Genomic DNA, 15,485 nt, shown 5'->3' with positions numbered 1-15,485 from the left:
TTATTTGTAAAAGAGTGCCGTGAGCACATAACCGGAAAAAATGACCATAAGGAATGAGGTCACAACAGCCTTTCTTGTCGTTTGGCCCACACCGATGGCACCACCTTCGGTTCGGAGTCCTTGGCTACAAGAGATGGTAGCAATCGACAATCCAAAAACATAACCTTTGAGTAAACCGACATATAAATCCTTTAGCCCAGGCACAGAGGAGATGCGGTAGTAAACATCTTGGAAATAACTGATCATATCAATTCCCAATTGGAAATGGCCAACAATCCCTCCACCTAATATCCCAAGTGCTGCCGAATACACACAAAGTACAGGCACCATAATCGAAAAACCTACGATACGAGGCATGACAAGGTAGCGAACAGGGCTTATGGACATGACTTCCAAGGCATCAATTTCTTCAGATACTTTCATGGTACCAATTTCAGCGGCCATCGCTGATCCAACAGATGCGGCAAGGATGAGAGAGGTCATAAAAGGTGACATCTCTCTTGTGAGTGTGATGGTGAGTAAGAGTCCAATTTGACCTTCCGCTCCAAAGTCTCGTAACCCAAGTCCAGTATTCAATCCAAGGATCATACCAGTGAAAATGGAAACGATGGAAACCACAAATAAAGAACCAACACCAGCGATAAACATCTGTTCTAAGATTTCACGCCTTTTGAAATACAAATGGTGGGATTGGCCTATGGCTCGAAACAGAAGTAAAACAGTATACCCAATGGCATAGAGGAATGGTTCCACGGTTTTACGATACAATCGGATCATATTTCCCACCAAAAGAATTTGTAATGATTGGTATCTTCCCTTGTATCGATCCCAAGTAAACCATAAGCAAATTCATACCGAAAACCTGATTTTGATTTTGAATATTCCATTAGAATAGGGATGTGGATATGTGTTTCATCCTCTGTCCATCTTTGTGTATAAAGTCTTGTAATTAGGTGCAATCGTTTTTCTCCATTAGATGACCTTTTGTATTCAATGAGAGAGAAGATTGGTTCCCAAACATCTTCCATCACTTCAAAACGAACCGGGATGATGGCTAAAGTATTCCATCCAAAATTCCCTTCTGGGTCTTTATGGTATCGAAAGAGTGGCCAAAGTTTCCAATAATAATCCTCTCGTCCGGTTTGGACATACTCATTTTTCATATGAGAATAAAATGGCAAAAGGAAATGGGATGTAGATTTTAAATGGGAAGTATTTTGCGATAAACGGATGTAAAACGGTGTGATGAACTCAGCTTCTTTATTGGCAAAATAGGAATACCCATACAAGGGAAAAAATACAAGTTTTTCAGTGTCTTTTTTTGTAGAAGTTGTGTATTGGAATAAAATGAAAAGGGCAGTGTAGTTGGTTTGTCCCGTTTTTTTGTCATACCCATAGGAAAATAGGGAATTGATCAATGGAAACCATAGGAAGGCTCTACTTTTCATATTCCCATCGAGGGAATCTTTTTGGTTGTAAAACGGAAAATAAATTTGGTAAGTAGTAGGTTCTTTTTTATCCAAACGTTCTTCTCCCCATTGGAAAAAAGGCCATAAGACCGAATAACGCCTGTACTTCCCTTCATGCTCTTTTTTAGAATAAAAAGGAAACACCCTAAAATCATCTCTAGTTTCTGATCCTCCCCACATCACGAATGGCCAGAGTATAGACTTTGCTTTGTAAGTTTTGTATTTCCATTCCGAGTAAATGGGAAAGAGTACGTAATTGAGTTCTTGGTAGGAAAGTTTGTTACGGATTTTTCCATAGATGGGAAAGATACTATAATAATTTTCTCGTTGTGATTCCCCTTTTCCCCATAAAAAAAGTGGAGTGATGAGTATGTCTTCGTCTTCATCCCCTTCCACATGTTTGAATCCAGTCCCACTGAAAAAAAATAAAGAGGACCAAGTGTACCAGTAATTGGTTTCTTCTTTGTAATAAATGGGTGAAAGGTAACTTCGGAATTGAAAGGCGTACGACCTATCGGTGAAACTCATATAAAATGGACGAAAGGCAAAAAAGTTTTGTCGTCCACGAGATTCCGCTTCATATAAAAACCAAAATTGTGAATATTTGGATTTGGTATCTTCGGTGAATGAATTTGGAATTTTGGCCTGTAAAGAGGAACAGAGAAAGAGGAAAGAAAAAACAATTCCGAATTGAATTTTAAAGCGGGAATCCACGTAATTTCAATATCGTTCACTTTCACGAAAAGGAATCAAGTGATTTCATGCCCAAAACCAAAATAGCATTGCTTTTCGGAGGAGTCTCCGGAGAACATATCATTTCTGTTCGTTCTTCCTCTTTTATTTTTGCTACGATTGATAGGGAAAAATACGATGTTTGTCCCATTTACATCGACTCCAATGGTAAATTTTGGATCCCTAAAAATGAAGGTCCCATTTATCCCGATCCTACTGGAAAAAATGAAACTGAATTTTCACAAGAATTTAATACTGCCAATGGGATTACCTCACATAGCCTCCCAGGTGAACTAGGGAAATTAGGTCTTTCTTCCGCCTTTCTTGGATTACACGGTGGTGCCGGAGAAGATGGCAGGATCCAAGGCTTTTTAGATATCATGGGTATCCCACATACAGGATCTGGGGTTCTTTCATCAGCCCTTGCCATGGATAAATATAGAGCCAATCTTTTGTTCCAGACAATTGGCATTCCTGTGGCACCTTTTTTGGAATTGGAAAAGGGAAAATCTGATTCCAGAAAAACCTTACTCAATTTACCATTTTCTTACCCCGTTTTCATAAAACCTACGTTAGGTGGATCTAGTGTAAACACTGGTATGGCAAAAACAGCCGAAGAAGCGATGACTTTAGTGGATAAAATCTTTGTTTCGGAAGACCGAGTGCTTGTGCAAAAATTAGTAACGGGAACGGAAGTATCGATTGGTGTCCTGGAAAAACCTGAAGGGAAAAAACGAAATCCTTTTGCCTTAGTGCCAACAGAAATCCGTCCGAAATCAGAATTTTTTGATTTTGAAGCCAAATACACAAAAGGTGCCAGTGAAGAAATCACACCCGCGCCAGTTGGGGAAACCATCACAAAGACCTTACAAGAATATAGTTTGTCTTGCCATCAGATACTTGGATGCAAGGGTTATTCCAGGACAGATTTTATCATCTCCGATGGAATTCCATATGTTTTGGAAACCAATACATTACCTGGCATGACTGGCACAAGCCTCATCCCTCAACAAGCCAAGGCACTTGGGATCGAGATGAAGGATGTATTTACGTGGTTACTTGAGATTTCTCTTTCTTAGGAAAAAGATACATCCCCACAAGGATCGCAATTAGGCTTGCGATGGTTCCATAGAAGTGGCTCGTCATATCATCACCATACACTTCTAAAACAAGCCATGTCCCAATACCAACAAATAACGAAAATAAAGCAGATCTTTCATCTGCACGTTTACTCATAAGGCCAAACACCATGGGGATAAACAAAGTGACGAGGGAGATCCCACCTGAGTCTTCAACAAGAGCATAAATGGATGGTTTACCTACTGCTAGGACAAACGATATACCGGCAATGATAAGAACAGAAACCCTTGAGAGGAGTAATAATTTTTTATCATTCATATTCTTAAATGCGTATTTTAGTATATTCTCAGATAAGATGGAGGAGGGCGCAAGGATGGCACCTGATGCCGTAGATAAAATCGCGGATATCAATGCAGAAAAAAATAAAACTTGGATCCATGGACTACAAAATTTTGAGATCATGGTTGGGATTAGCAGTTGCCCTGTTTCTGAATTTAAATCAAAATCGGGGATTAAACTTTTTGCATGTAACCCCAAAAACAAAGGGATCATCGCAAATAACAAGTACAAGATGGAGGAAAAGTAAGATGCTCTAATGGCAACTTTTTCTGATTTTGCAGACATCACCCTTTGGAAGATATCTTGTTGAGGCAAGGAACCAAATCCGACAACCATCCAGGCAGACAGGTAAAGGGTCCAGGCATGGTAATTGGATTCTGGAAAAAAGGAAAAAAATCCATCGGGTTTTTCCGAAATGGAATTCCAAATGGGTTTGATCCCATTTAGTTCAATGATGACGACAACAAGCCCAACAATGATGGAAATGGATTGGAAAAAATCGGTTAAGGAGACAGACCACATCCCACCTAAATAGGTATAAAATACCACAAGGCATGCACCAATCACAATGGCAGTAAATTGGTTCATTCCAAAGAGAATTTGCACCATAATTCCAAGAGCCACAAATTAAGCTGCCACCCATCCAAAATAGGAAAAGATAAGACAAATCCCGGCAATGAACTCCATTTTTTTGCCATACCGATTTTTGTAAAAATCCCCAAAGGTTAGGATTTGCATTCGGTACAAGTATTTTGCAAAAATAAGTCCTAGTAAAAAAAGACAGAGTGCACCACCAAACGGATCTTGTATGACGGCTAAAAAACCACCTTTTGCAAATTCCACTGAAGAACCGAGTATGGTTTCGCTCCCAAACCAAGTGGCAAACAATGCCGCAGTGGAAATCGGAAGGGGTAAACTCCTTCCCGCTAAAATAAAGTCTTTTGAGTTTTTAACTTTTTTTGCCGCGTAAATTCCAATGGCAATGGTGATGAGTAAATAACCGAGGATGAAAACGGCTTGGAAATTCATTCTTTAAAATAAATCTTCTTCCAATGGTTTCGAAGTTGTTTCTTCTTTCTTTTTTTTCACCGTAGATTTTACAACTTCTCCGCTTGGTGATTTCGTTAAAAATTCTATTTTTGCTTCCGCATCAACAAGTCGTTCCGAACAAATCTTTTTTAGTTCCATACCTCTTTCATAGGCTTTGATGGAATCTTCTAAGGACAAAGTGCCACGTTCTAATTTTTCAGCAATGTCTTCTAATTCGCGAATTGCCTCTTCAAAACTAATTGATTTTTTTTCTACCATGGTGTTTCCTAACCTTTTTCTTTCACTTCTACTTGGAGTTTTCCATCAAATAAAAAAACTTCCAAAGTTTCCTTTTCTTTTATTTGTTTTACCGATGAAATCACTTGTTTGTTTGCGTTTCGTAAAACAGAAAAACCACGTTTTAATGTCCCAAGTGGGGAAAAATGATCTAATCTTTGTTCTGCGAGTTTAAATTTGTTTTGGATTCTTTCTAAATACGATTTCCAATTGTTTGACAAAGTATCAATTTTTTGGAATTCACTTTGTTTTTTGACAAGGTAGTTTTTACCAAGTAAAGAAATTTTAGTCATCAATTCATCAAAATGGTTTTGTCTTGGTTCTAAAATTGATTCTGGATTTTGTAAGACAACACGTGTTGTCACACCTGTCATTTTTTCTTTTCCAATTCGAATGACGCCTGTTAGGGCAGACCTAAGTCTGTCTTCTATTTCATCTAATCGGATCAATGTATCTGATACATTGGGAATTGCTAATTTTGCAGCGGCAGTGGGAGTGGGTGTTGTTGCATCCGCCGCTAAATCAGTGAGCACACGGTCAATTTCATGGCCTACGGCAGAAATAATCGGAATCCGAGATTGGTAATAGGCCATCACCACCGATTCTTGGTTAAACGCCATTAGGTCTTCGAAGGAACCACCACCACGTCCTGCGATGATCACATCCACTTCCCATTTTGGGTCATTGATTTCTTTTATGGCTTCGATGATCGAATTTTCTGCTCCGTCTCCTTGGACTAGGCAGGGAGAAACTAAGATTTGTATGGAAGGGTTTAGGTCTGTGGCGATACGAATGATGTCTTCTACAGCGGCACCCTTTGGGGACGTGACAATTCCTAATCGTTTGGGAAATTTTGGTAATGGACGTTTGTGAGTGGCATCAAAAATACCTTTTTCAGCTAATTGTTTTTTTAATTTTTCAATTTTTAAAAGAATATCACCTTCACCAAGTTCTTCGATCTTTTGGACCGTTAAACTATAGTACCCACCAGGTTCATAAACAGAGACCGATCCATAAACTAGGATTTCCATACCATTTCGTAACGGTGTACCTCTGTAATTTTTTGCTTGGTATGAAAAAAAAGCACATTTGATGACACTGGCTGTATCCTTTAAAGAAAAATACATATGCCCTGAACTATTGGTTTGGCTGAAATTGGAAATCTCACCGCGAACCCAGAAATTTTTGAATTCGGGTGAATCTTGGAGTTTCGCTTTGATGCGGCGATTGACTTCGCTTACAGTAAGGGAGGAGTCAACAGTTTCCATTTATGTGGTTTTGAAGCGAGTTTCCCTAAAAATTTTCCAAAAGTCCCAAAGGATGATGACAAGGGTTAAGGCCATTGGTCCAATGATGATCCCTGCAACACCAAATTCTTGTAATCCGCCAATCAGTGAGAGGAAAATTAGGAAAGGATGGGTTTTTAGTTTTTTATCTAAAATTTTTGGTTTCACAAAATTTTCTAAAATGAGGTAACTTGCTCCACCTGCAATCATAAATAAAATACTTCCCGTCCAATTCTCTTGCACAAGGCCAATGTACAAACCGATGGGAAACCAAACAACAGATGTGCCTACAACAGGGATGAGTGAAAAGATAGTGGCGATACTTGAGAGTAAAAACTTATTTGAGACAGATGTAAAAAGTAACAGTACGTAAACGAGAGCCCCTTGGAGTAAGGAAATGAATAAATTTCCCATCATCACCGTACGAATGGCTTCCTCGATCCTACGACCAAGTCGTTCTTCAATTTCTGTAGGGAAAGGTAATAATAAAAACAAGGCATGTTCCATTCTGCTTCCTTCTTTATAGAGGAAAAAAAGTAAGATAAAGGTAAAAAATCCATTGAAGATGATGGCACCAGGTACTTCAAAACTACCAATCAAAAATCCAGAAGAATTTTTTAACAAACTATAGATGGAATCTAAATTCAGAATGTCCATATGTTGTCCCACATACTCGCGGTAGAGGATCGGAAGTTTGATCCAAAAAAATTCATTTTCCGTAAAAAAGTCAGTTAACATTGGACTATTGAGTAATAGGGATACAATGGATTCTTCAGTGAGTTGGTTTCTCACATAACTGACTAAGTTTAAAGATTCGCGGATCAAGGTGGAAACAATCAGATAAGAGGGAATAAAAACACAGGCCAACATTAAGATGACCATGATGTAAGGAGAAAGTCCGTGGAACTTAATGCCTAAAAAATTTTTTAAACGTTTGTGGAGTTTGCGAGTGGTCAAATAAAATAATAAAGACAAAAAACTAGCCCATAAAAAGGGTTTGAAAACAAAAAACAAAGTGAAACATGTCGCAAGGAAAATCCCTGCTAACAAGATATATACGATTGTTTCGTTTTTATTTTTAATCCAATTCATATTTAATAGGTACTATGTTTTTTGAAATAAAACCGCATTTGGTTTGTTTTGCCATGGCTCGTAATTGAAATCGAAAGGGATTTTTTGATATAACCTTCTAAAAGGTAAAACACCTCTGCATCCTTTGTGTTTTTTTCGATGAGTTTCCAGTCGCCTTGGCTTGCTCGTAAGTCAATTCGCTTCTGGAGATCGGCCAAAGGCTCATCGGTTTCCAATAGTAAAAATGCTTCTTTGGTGTGGATGTGGCTTGTTTTGAACTCACTGGATTGGATGAATTTTGCTGATTCGGGAAAAAATGACTGTGGAAAGGCAGGAGGAGCACTGATTGGGTATTGGCTCACTGTGATGGGGTCAAACCGGTAGGTTTCTGGGACTTGACTTGGTTGGCATTGCCAAAATAGGAAAATCAGAAAAAACGAAAATCGAAGCATTAGGGAAAGCAAATGTCCTACTAGGGATTCCTTCCATTCATTTTTTAAATTCTTAGTTGCTTATCAGGAGAAAGGTATATTCTTTCCACTGTGTTGGATTCCATCCCTTTTGAAACGATCCTTAATCGGATTTTGGAATTACCGCCGCTCGTACTATGGGCATTTTTTTGTTTTTCCAATTTTTTAGAGAATATTTTCCCACCTTGGCCTGGGGATACCGTAACTGTTTTTTCCGGTTTTATTTCTTCGAGTGAACATTCACCTATTTCTTTTATTGCCGTCATTTTTGCCACCTATGTGGGCAATCTCCTGGGTGCCCTTACCATGTACTATTTTGGGGAACGGTTTTTACTTTTTTTAAAAGAAACAAAAATTCCTTTTTTGTCTAAACTGTACCATGAAGAAAATCTACGAAAGACTTTGGTATGGTTTCGTAAATTTGAAATTGTAGTGGTTTTGGTTTCACGGTTTTCCGCAGGCATTCGTTTTTTTGTCTCGATTGTCGCTGGAATGTCCAAAATGAACATCATTAAATTTGTAATCCTGTATTCCATCGCCATTTCCCTTTGGTGTGGCATACTTTTATTTGCAGGATCTTTCGTTGGATCCAATTGGAACCAAATCATTGTTATACTATCTTACTACAATCGAACGATTGGTGTTATCCTCTTCATCATTTTTGTAACCATAATGGTCCAAATCTTACGGAAACGAAATACGAAGTTGACATGATTTGATAATCTGTTAGGGTTTTCATCCATGGAATCTTGGGGAAAGATAGCGTTTGATTTTTATACTTTTGGATCTTTAGTAGGAGTGATTTTCACTTTTTACAATGCACAATTATTTTTAACGGTGAAAGAAAAGTCGGAAGCCACCTATAATTTAGGAATGGCAACCTTATGGCTTGGCCTTTTCCATTTTGGATACCTTATCAACTTTTCCTTTATGGGCCCTGCCTCAGCTTATATGAGATGGTTTGTCATCATAGGGGCAATGGCTGGATCTGTATACCTCACGGGATTTTTCCTTAGTTACCCGGAAATTTATTTTCCCAGGTTAAAGAAAATCATCTTTCGCGTACTCAGTGCAGTTGTTGTATTTGTGACAGCGTATTTTGTATTCATTAGCCTAACGGCTGGCCGCCTCTTTTTTTTCAGTGGGCATTATTGGGATTTTCCACTCCCTGTTTTTTATAAAGCCTATGCCATCATTGTTTTAGTCTTTTTTGTTTCCTTTACTGTTGTTGCCATCATCCAGTTATTTAAAATTCCAAAAGAGTCGAAATTCACAATCATCAGTATCTTAATTTCGTTTGTTCTCATCACCATGATCCCTGGTTTTTTAAATGTGCTATCGAGGGATGGTGCCATCGGAAGGGGTCTTTACCAAACCATCACTGACTTAATTTTAGTGGTTGGTTTGTTTGTCGCAAACGTTGTCTACATCAATAATACAAAAGACAAAACAACTATCATCTCAAGGATCATTGGCATTTCCTTGGCTTCATTTTTACTCATTTTACAAGTTGTCGCTTATTCCGTGATCCAACAAACGGAATCTAATTATGACTTAGTGCATACGGCTCGGGCAAAAAATTTTATTGCAGGTTTGGAAACCGACCAAGTCCCAAGTTTCCATTATTCCTATGACACAAAGGAAAGGACCTTTCACCACCATTTAGGAAAGGAAGAAACTAAAATTGAACCAAATGCCTATGAGGCTGAGTTTTGGAATGTTTGGGCCTTAGAGATGGTTCTCTCATACGAAAATGATCCGAATTGGAAAGAAAAAACAATTAGTTTGGTGAATTCTTTACCAAAAACAAGTCGTGGTTATGCGAAAGAGATACTCCGATTGACGAGTGAAGGTGATGTCCAAAGTGCAAAAGAACTCATTGCAAGGATAGAGTCTGAAAAACGAAAAATTTTATACACACGAAACAAATTAAGGGAGATCCCTGTTTCCGGTTTCCAAGAAAAAGCGATGGGCCTTGTCAAAAAAGAAGAAGGGGCTTTGTCTGGATTTTACACAGAAGCACGCAGTGTCTTAAATTCAAGTTTGTCAGAAAAAGAGAAATGGGAAACCTTGGAAAAACTTTTTTCGCCCATGCCAAATCATGGAGAACGAAATTATAGGGGGCAAGTTAAGTTTGAATCAAACCTTCCCGAACATTCGTTTTTTGTCAGTTACTTGATCGTTGATAAAAAAAATGGAATCGTACACGAGGTAGGTTATCCTTATGGTGACTACCGAGAATTCCAACACGAAGTCACTTTACCTTGGATCATCGGTCTTTTGGCTCTAGCAATGCTTGTGATTTTTGGTTATCGGTTGTTTTTCTTAATCGCTCTCATTCGGCCTATTGAACAGATCATTGAGGGACTCACAGAGGTGAATTCCGGGAATTTGGAGCACCGCCTAACAGTTCATGTTGAAGATGATATTGGATTTATGGCACGTTCCTTTAACCGTATGGTTCGTTCCATCCAAGCCGCTCGGAAAAAATTACAACAATACGCAGAACAATTAGAGGAAAAAGTCCAAGAACGAACAAAGGAATTGGAAAATACCTTAAAAGAAGTACAATCCTTAAAACACCAACAAGATGGAGACTATTTTTTAACATCATTATTATTACAACCATTTAACGTAAATCATGCGATGCATGAAAACGTACATGTTGATTTTCTTTTAGAACAAAAGAAAAAATTTACCTTCAAACAATATGAAAAAGAGATAGGTGGCGATTTAAATATCGCAAACCAAATCGTTTTAAATAACAGGTCGTATACGGTTTTTTTAAATGCAGATGCGATGGGAAAATCAATGCAAGGGGCGGGTGGAGCACTGGTTTTAGGGTCAGTTTTTGAATCGATCATTACAAGGACTCAGTTACTCAGTGAGGCAAGGAACACCTACCCAGAACGTTGGATCAAAAATACCTTTTTGGAACTTCATAAAATTTTTGAAGGCTTTGATGGTTCGATGCTTGTTTCTTTGGTTCTCGGAGTCATTGATAATGAAACGGGTTTACTTTATTTTATCAATGCGGAACATCCATGGATTGTGTTGTACCGCGATGGGATCGCAAGTTTTATCGAAAACGAACTCATGTTTCGAAAACTCGGAACATCTGGTGTACAAGGGAATTTGTACATTAAAACTTTCCAACTCGAAGCAGGTGATATTTTAATCGCTGGATCTGATGGCCGAGATGATTTGCTTATTTCCCATACAGAAGATGGAAAACGTGTCATCAATGAAGACGAAAGGTTATTCCTTAAAATGGTAGAAGCAGGGAAAGGTGAGCTTGATGCCATTTATGATGAGATGTCAAAATTTGGGGCACTAACGGACGACTTATCACTCATCCGTGTATCCTTTATTGAAGAAAAAGAAAAACATAAAATCGAAAAGGATAAACTAAGGGAAATCCAATCTTTACTGGCGAAAGCAAAAGAGGCAAGTGATTCGTCTGATTTGCAGGAAGCTGTGACTTATTTAGAGAAGGCACATTCCTTGGAAGAAAACATACCAGAGATCAAAAAGAAATTCATTCAGTTATATCTGAAATTAAAAGATTATGGAAAAGCGAAAAAAATGGCAAAGGACTATAGTTTGCTCCGGCCTATGGACACAGAAATCATGTACATCACAGCCTTTTGTGCAAGGAAGGTTGCCGATATCAAAACCGCTATTGACTTTGGGGAACGGGTGAGGTTACGAGATCCAAACCATGTAAAAAACCTAATCAATTTGGGGCAAACTTACTTGGCCGATAAAAACTACGCACGTGCCGAAAATATATTGAGTTCTGCCAGTGAGTTGGATCCCGAAAATCCAAGCCTCACTCGTTTGATCGATCACATTCGGAAAAAACAAATCAAACAAGAAGAATCTCGTTAGAGTCTAAGATTGTGAGTGGAACCCAACATCAAAATAGAGATATCCCATAGTTTTTTAGATTGGGACAAGGATGAGTGGAATCGGCTTGTTCCAGCTGATTCCCTTTTCCAAGAACATGAATTTTTGGTCGGTCTGGAAGCTACAGGTTGTATCGCAAAATCCGATTGGGTTCCTGTTATCGTCACAGCCAAAAAAGAAAATACTCTTGTTGGCATTTTACCTGCCTATTTGCGGAAAGATTCCTATGGGGAATATATTTTTGATTTCCAATGGGCCAATGCATTCCATAGGGCAGGCATCCCATACTACCCAAAACTCACTGTTGCTGTTCCCTTTACACCCGTGACAGGTTCTCGGTTTTTACTAGATCCAAGTTTAGATAATGGCGATAAACAAGTATTATGCGATCTGCTACTAACAAAATTAAAAGAATTTGGAAAACAGGAAAATGTATCATCGGTGCACATCCTTTTTTGTAAAGAAGAAGAACAAGGTTTCAGTGAACCCGCAGGTTTTGCACCAAGACTGTCTCACCAATACCACTGGTTCAATAGAGGATTTCAGAGTTTTGAAGACTTCCTTGCCACCCTAGTCAAAGAAAGACGAAAATCAATCCGCAGTGAAAGGAAAAAAATAGGGGAAACTGGCCTTAAGATCCAAACACTCACAGGAGACCTCATTGAATCAAAACACGCGTCCATTTTTTATGAATTCTATAAGGACACTCACAGTAAAAAATGGGGCCAAGCCTATTTGAATCGGCGGTTCTTTGAACAGATGGTGGAAACATTCAAACATCGTTTGCTTTTGGTGATCGCGTTTCATCCCAATGGAGATCCTATTGGAGGCAGTTGGAATTTTTTTCGCGATGGTTATTTATTCGGTCGCTATTGGGGAGCCACGGAATATGTACCCAATTTGCATTTTGAATGTTGTTATTACCGATTGATTGATTATGCAATTGAACATAAAATGGAAAGGGTGGAGGCAGGGGCCCAAGGGGAACATAAATTCCTTCGAGGGTATGAGACAGTGCCGATGTACAGTTCCCATTATATTTACCATGAACAAGGTAGGGATGCCATTACATCCTATTTAGAAAAAGAAATCCAAATGGAGAGAGAAAACATTGCCGCTTACAATTCACACTCTCCCATCAAATCCTTGAGGGAGGGCTAATGTCAGAAACAAAACGGAAATCCTATACTGATTTTAATGTAGAACTTTTAGAGAAAGAGAAACAGAAAAAACAGGTTAAAAAACCAAATCGTTACCAAGTCATCCTGATTAACGATGATTACACCCCTCAGGAATTTGTTGTTTATGTACTCGCTATAGTATTTCGTAAATCAATGGAAGAATCTCGTCAGATTATGTGGAAAGCTCACACAGAAGGTTCTGCTGTTTGTGGAGTGTATTCTTTAGACATCGCAAGAACCAAGGTTCAGGATGTACACCGCTTAGCAGATGAGGCGGGTCATCCATTACAATGCCAATTGGCAAAGGAAGAATGATATGAATTTTTCACAAGACTTAGAAAAAACCTTAGAACTCGCACAAACCGAAGCAAGTAAATTCCACCATGAATTTATTACGTTAGAACATTTGTTATATGGACTTACTTTTAATGAAAAAACAAAGGATGTTCTCATCAATGTAGGGTGTGATTTGGATTTACTCCGAGAAGAACTATTAGATTATTTTGAAGATGACTTGTCGTCCATTGCCGTCCCAAATTTAAAAGTCCAACCTAAGTATACCGTTGGGGTTCAGTTTGTCATTCAGTTTGCCGCCTTTCACGTACAAAACTCTGGGAAAGACGAAGTTGATGGGAATAATGTGCTTGTTGCTTTATTTCGAGAGGAAGATAGCCAAGCTTGTTACCTACTCGCCAAACAAGACATCAAACGACTTGATGTGATCAAATACATCTCTCATGGGGTGAAAAAAGAGAAAGACGATTCTGATTTTGATTTTTCGGAATCATCGGAAGGACTCGATGAGGAAAATGAAGACCGGTCAAAACAATCCGCTTTAGAGAAATTTTGTGTGAACTTAACCGAAAAAGCGAAATTGGGAAAACTTGACCCTTGTATCGGCAGGGACACAGAAATCCAAAGGACAATCCATATCTTGTCTAGGCGTAGGAAAAATAACCCAATATTTGTGGGGGAAGCAGGTGTCGGTAAAACTTCCATCGTGGAAGGAATTGCGGAGCGAGTGGTAAGTGGAAATGTTCCCAAAAGTTTGTTAGGGCTAGAAATTTACTCACTAGACATGGGTCTAGTGATGGCAGGCACTAAGTTCCGAGGTGAATTTGAGGAACGTCTAAAAGCCATTTTACAAGAATTAGTTGGTAAACCAGAAAAAGTTATTTTTATAGATGAGATTCATACCATTGTCGGAGCAGGAGCAGTGTCTGGTGGGAGCCTCGATGCTTCCAACCTAATGAAACCAGCACTTGCCAATGGTGAACTCAAATGCATTGGAACCACAACTTACAAGGAATACAAATCGATATTTGAGAAAGACCATGCCCTTTCCAGAAGATTCCAAAAAATTGAAGTTACAGAGCCGAGTCGAGAAGACGCCATACAGATATTAAATGGTCTTAAACCTAAATACGAATCCTTTCATGGTGTTACCTATAGCACAAAGGCAATGGAAGCCTGTGTGGACCTTTCAAGTTTGCATTTACGAGACAGGTTTTTGCCTGACAAAGCCATTGATTTGATGGATGAGGCAGGTGCTTTTGTAAAGTTGAGAGACGAAAATAAAGAAAAAGCAAAAAAATCAGTTGGGATTTTAGAAATTGAAACCCTTGTCGCAAAGATTGCCAAAATCCCTGAAAAAACGGTAAAAGCTGACGATAAAAAGAAATTAGAAACGTTAGATACAGAAATCAAATCCGTAGTTTTCGGGCAAAACCATGCCATTGACCAAATTGTGGATGCCATTCATTACTCTAGGTCTGGGCTTGGTGATGAAGGAAAACCCATAGGCAGTTTTTTATTTGTGGGGCCAACTGGTGTTGGAAAAACAGAAGTAGCAAAAACCCTCGCAGAAAAAATGGGAATCGAATTTTTACGTTTCGATATGAGTGAATACATGGAGAAACATTCTGTTTCCCGTTTGATTGGTAGTCCTCCTGGATATGTGGGTTATGACCAAGGGGGCCAACTCACAGACGCCATCGCAAAATCACCCCATTGTGTTTTGTTATTCGATGAAATCGAAAAGGCACATGAAGACATTTACAACATCCTATTACAGGTGATGGACCATGCAACCCTCACAGATAGCACTGGGAAAAAAGCCGATTTTAAAAATGTAATTTTGATTCTAACGACAAACACAGGTGCTCAGGAAAGTTCCAAACCGATGCTTGGTTTTGATACAGACCGTTATGATGATCGTTCATTAAAAGCAATTGAACGTACATTTACTCCAGAATTTCGGAATCGTTTAACGGCCGTCATAGAATTCAATCCACTTTCAGTTTCCATTGTGGAACAAGTGGTGAAACGAATGTTTAAAACCTTACAATGGAAAGCCAAAGAAAAGGGAATCCAATTGGAAATTTCTGATAAAGCAGTAACTTACCTAGCAGAATCGGGATACGACAGGGCAATGGGTGCAAGGCCCATCCAAAGGATTATCAATTCAGAAATCGGAAAACCACTTTCAAAAAAGATCCTTTTCCACAAAGAAAAGGTAAAATCCTACTTGGTTGACGCGGTACCTTCGGAAGGGAAAACCAAATTGGAAATCTTAGAATCGTAGATTGCATATTGATCCTTAGCGATTGTAAGTTTTTCCTG

General features: G+C 38.8%; 12 protein-coding genes and 1 pseudogene. 6 read left to right on the top strand and 7 right to left on the bottom strand.

Annotation, left to right across the window (positions count from 1 at the left end; translation table 11 throughout):
* Together EHQ62_RS08175 and EHQ62_RS08170 are read right to left on the bottom strand one after the other, a co-directional pair.
* Entirely contained in the window at positions 1 to 777 is a 777-nt protein-coding gene (locus EHQ62_RS08175; protein WP_135641763.1) for an MlaE family ABC transporter permease, read from the bottom strand.
* Positions 774 to 2,183, bottom strand: a complete 1,410-nt coding sequence (locus EHQ62_RS08170) for a hypothetical protein (RefSeq protein ID WP_135641762.1) — start codon at positions 2,181 to 2,183, stop codon at positions 774 to 776. The genes EHQ62_RS08175 and EHQ62_RS08170 overlap by 4 nt, the downstream gene beginning before the upstream one ends.
* Before the next feature lie 47 nt (positions 2,184 to 2,230).
* Between EHQ62_RS08170 and EHQ62_RS08165 the strand changes: the two genes are divergently transcribed.
* Positions 2,231 to 3,280, top strand: coding sequence for a D-alanine--D-alanine ligase (locus EHQ62_RS08165; protein ID WP_135641761.1), 1,050 nt, complete (start codon positions 2,231 to 2,233; stop codon positions 3,278 to 3,280).
* On the opposite strand, the pseudogene EHQ62_RS08160 reads toward EHQ62_RS08165, so the two are convergent.
* From EHQ62_RS08160 to EHQ62_RS08140, 5 genes and pseudogenes are all read right to left on the bottom strand, one after another.
* Positions 3,249 to 4,649: pseudogene (locus EHQ62_RS08160) on the bottom strand (high affinity choline transporter 1). The gene EHQ62_RS08165 and the pseudogene EHQ62_RS08160 sit on opposite strands and share 32 nt — an antisense overlap.
* 3 nt (positions 4,650 to 4,652) lie before the next feature.
* The gene (locus EHQ62_RS08155; RefSeq protein ID WP_135641760.1) at positions 4,653 to 4,928 is read right to left on the bottom strand and encodes an exodeoxyribonuclease VII small subunit; all 276 of its coding nucleotides are present in this window, start codon (positions 4,926 to 4,928) and stop codon (positions 4,653 to 4,655) included.
* A gap of 8 nt (positions 4,929 to 4,936) precedes the next feature.
* Positions 4,937 to 6,214, bottom strand: coding sequence for an exodeoxyribonuclease VII large subunit (gene xseA / locus EHQ62_RS08150; RefSeq protein WP_135641759.1), 1,278 nt, complete (start codon positions 6,212 to 6,214; stop codon positions 4,937 to 4,939).
* Positions 6,215 to 7,324: an AI-2E family transporter gene (locus tag EHQ62_RS08145; protein ID WP_135641758.1), complete on the bottom strand. Its 1,110-nt coding sequence runs from the start codon at positions 7,322 to 7,324 to the stop codon at positions 6,215 to 6,217.
* Between the two features lie 2 nt (positions 7,325 to 7,326).
* Positions 7,327 to 7,755 carry a hypothetical protein gene (locus tag EHQ62_RS08140; protein WP_135641757.1) on the bottom strand — a complete coding sequence of 143 codons (429 nt, stop codon included), beginning with the start codon at positions 7,753 to 7,755 and terminating at the stop codon, positions 7,327 to 7,329.
* 90 nt (positions 7,756 to 7,845) lie between these two features.
* Between EHQ62_RS08140 and EHQ62_RS08135 the strand changes: the two genes are divergently transcribed.
* Genes EHQ62_RS08135 through clpA form a run of 5 tightly spaced genes read left to right on the top strand, consistent with a single transcriptional unit; the run spans position 7,846 to position 15,447 of the window.
* Positions 7,846 to 8,487, top strand: coding sequence for a DedA family protein (locus tag EHQ62_RS08135; protein WP_135641756.1), 642 nt, complete (start codon positions 7,846 to 7,848; stop codon positions 8,485 to 8,487).
* 27 nt (positions 8,488 to 8,514) lie between these two features.
* Positions 8,515 to 11,664, top strand: a complete 3,150-nt coding sequence (locus EHQ62_RS08130) for a SpoIIE family protein phosphatase (RefSeq protein WP_135641755.1) — start codon at positions 8,515 to 8,517, stop codon at positions 11,662 to 11,664.
* Between the two features lie 15 nt (positions 11,665 to 11,679).
* Entirely contained in the window at positions 11,680 to 12,843 is a 1,164-nt protein-coding gene (locus EHQ62_RS08125; protein WP_135641754.1) for a GNAT family N-acetyltransferase, read from the top strand.
* Positions 12,843 to 13,178: an ATP-dependent Clp protease adapter ClpS gene (gene clpS / locus EHQ62_RS08120; RefSeq protein ID WP_015678154.1), complete on the top strand. Its 336-nt coding sequence runs from the start codon at positions 12,843 to 12,845 to the stop codon at positions 13,176 to 13,178. Before EHQ62_RS08125 ends, clpS begins: the two co-directional genes overlap by 1 nt.
* Position 13,179: 1 nt before the next feature.
* The gene (clpA, locus tag EHQ62_RS08115) at positions 13,180 to 15,447 is read left to right on the top strand and encodes an ATP-dependent Clp protease ATP-binding subunit ClpA (protein WP_135641753.1); all 2,268 of its coding nucleotides are present in this window, start codon (positions 13,180 to 13,182) and stop codon (positions 15,445 to 15,447) included.
* Positions 15,448 to 15,485 lie beyond the last annotated feature (38 nt).

The sequence above is a fragment of the Leptospira jelokensis genome (assembly GCF_004769635.1).
Taxonomy (GTDB): domain Bacteria; phylum Spirochaetota; class Leptospiria; order Leptospirales; family Leptospiraceae; genus Leptospira_A; species Leptospira_A jelokensis.
The sequence above is the reverse complement of the archived record's forward strand: the minus strand, read 5'-3'. Positions and strand labels throughout refer to the sequence as shown.

What these genes read in the sequence shown, in the direction of transcription:
- EHQ62_RS08175 (WP_135641763.1), bottom strand. Translation starts at nt 777, where the DNA reads ATGATCCGATTGTATCGTAAAACCGTGGAACCATTCCTCTATGCCATT.
- EHQ62_RS08165 (WP_135641761.1), top strand. Translation starts at nt 2,231, where the DNA reads ATGCCCAAAACCAAAATAGCATTGCTTTTCGGAGGAGTCTCCGGAGAA.
- EHQ62_RS08155 (WP_135641760.1), bottom strand. Translation starts at nt 4,928, where the DNA reads ATGGTAGAAAAAAAATCAATTAGTTTTGAAGAGGCAATTCGCGAATTA.
- xseA (WP_135641759.1), bottom strand. Translation starts at nt 6,214, where the DNA reads ATGGAAACTGTTGACTCCTCCCTTACTGTAAGCGAAGTCAATCGCCGC.
- EHQ62_RS08145 (WP_135641758.1), bottom strand. Translation starts at nt 7,324, where the DNA reads ATGAATTGGATTAAAAATAAAAACGAAACAATCGTATATATCTTGTTA.
- EHQ62_RS08140 (WP_135641757.1), bottom strand. Translation starts at nt 7,755, where the DNA reads ATGCTTCGATTTTCGTTTTTTCTGATTTTCCTATTTTGGCAATGCCAA.
- EHQ62_RS08130 (WP_135641755.1), top strand. Translation starts at nt 8,515, where the DNA reads ATGGAATCTTGGGGAAAGATAGCGTTTGATTTTTATACTTTTGGATCT.
- clpS (WP_015678154.1), top strand. Translation starts at nt 12,843, where the DNA reads ATGTCAGAAACAAAACGGAAATCCTATACTGATTTTAATGTAGAACTT.
- clpA (WP_135641753.1), top strand. Translation starts at nt 13,180, where the DNA reads ATGAATTTTTCACAAGACTTAGAAAAAACCTTAGAACTCGCACAAACC.